A 1,746-nucleotide genomic window follows, 5' to 3' on the forward strand; every position below is an offset into this window, starting at 1 on the left:
GGTAGATCTTTGAAAACTGAACAAGATTGATAATCGATGATGTGTAAGGAACTTACAACTTGGTTGTAAGAATTAAACATTGCGAAGTCAATTCGCTTATAAAATAACAATTTATTCAGAAGAGCTAAGTTAAGCTTTTCATCTTAAGATGAGAGTTTGATCCTGGCTCAGGACGAACGCTGGCGGCGTGCCTAATACATGCAAGTCGAACGAGCTCTCCCAAATTGATTTTATGCTTGCATAAATGATTTTTGGATTCGGAGCGAGTGGCGAACTGGTGAGTAACACGTGGGTAACCTGCCCCGAAGCGGGGGATAACATTTGGAAACAAGTGCTAATACCGCATAATTAGTTGGAACCGCATGGTTCCAACTTGAAAGATGGCTCTGCTATCACTTTGGGATGGACCCGCGCCGTATTAGTTAGTTGGTGAGATAAAAGCCCACCAAGACGATGATACGTAGCCGACCTGAGAGGGTAATCGGCCACATTGGGACTGAGACACGGCCCAGACTCCTACGGGAGGCAGCAGTAGGGAATCTTCCACAATGGACGAAAGTCTGATGGAGCAACGCCGCGTGAGTGATGAAGGTTTTCGGATCGTAAAACTCTGTTGTTAAAGAAGAACAAGTGTTAGAGTAACTGTTAACACTTTGACGGTATTTAACCAGAAAGCCACGGCTAACTACGTGCCAGCAGCCGCGGTAATACGTAGGTGGCAAGCGTTGTCCGGATTTATTGGGCGTAAAGCGAGCGCAGGCGGTTTTGTAAGTCTGCTGTGAAAGCCCTCAGCTCAACTGAGGAAGTGCAGTGGAAACTACAAAACTTGAGTACAGAAGAGGAAAGTGGAACTCCATGTGTAGCGGTGAAATGCGTAGATATATGGAAGAACACCAGTGGCGAAGGCGGCTTTCTGGTCTGTTACTGACGCTGAGGCTCGAAAGCATGGGTAGCGAACAGGATTAGATACCCTGGTAGTCCATGCCGTAAACGATGAATACTAGGTGTTGGAGGGTTTCCGCCCTTCAGTGCCGCAGCTAACGCATTAAGTATTCCGCCTGGGGAGTACGACCGCAAGGTTGAAACTCAAAGGAATTGACGGGGGCCCGCACAAGTGGTGGAGCATGTGGTTTAATTCGATGCTACGCGAAGAACCTTACCAGCTCTTGACATCTTCTGCCAACCCAAGAGATTGGGCGTTCCCTTCGGGGACAGAATGACAGGTGGTGCATGGTTGTCGTCAGCTCGTGTCGTGAGATGTTGGGTTAAGTCCCGCAACGAGCGCAACCCTTATTATTAGTTGCCAGCATTTAGTTGGGCACTCTAGTGAGACTGCCGGTGATAAACCGGAGGAAGGTGGGGACGACGTCAAATCATCATGCCCCTTATGAGCTGGGCTACACACGTGCTACAATGGATGGTACAACGAGTCGCGAAACCGCGAGGTCAAGCTAATCTCTTAAAGCCATTCTCAGTTCGGATTGCAGGCTGCAACTCGCCTGCATGAAGTTGGAATCACTAGTAATCGTGGATCAGCATGCCACGGTGAATACGTTCCCGGGCCTTGTACACACCGCCCGTCACACCATGAGAGTTTGTAACACCCAAAGACGATGGGGTAACCTTTTAGGAGCTAGTCGTCTAAGGTGGGACAGATGATTAGGGTGAAGTCGTAACAAGGTAGCCGTAGGAGAACCTGCGGCTGGATCACCTCCTTTCTAAGGAAATTTCGGAAACTTACATTAG

At 48.6% G+C, this 1,746-nt stretch carries 1 rRNA gene; it reads left to right on the top strand.

Annotation, left to right across the window (positions count from 1 at the left end):
* Positions 1 to 144: 144 nt before the first annotated feature.
* Positions 145 to 1,718 (top strand): 16S ribosomal RNA (locus OEZ61_RS08010).
* Positions 1,719 to 1,746 lie beyond the last annotated feature (28 nt).

The sequence above is a fragment of the Apilactobacillus sp. EABW-1NA genome (genome assembly GCF_030398685.1).
In the GTDB taxonomy this organism is placed as follows: Bacteria; Bacillota; Bacilli; order Lactobacillales; family Lactobacillaceae; genus Apilactobacillus; species Apilactobacillus waqarii.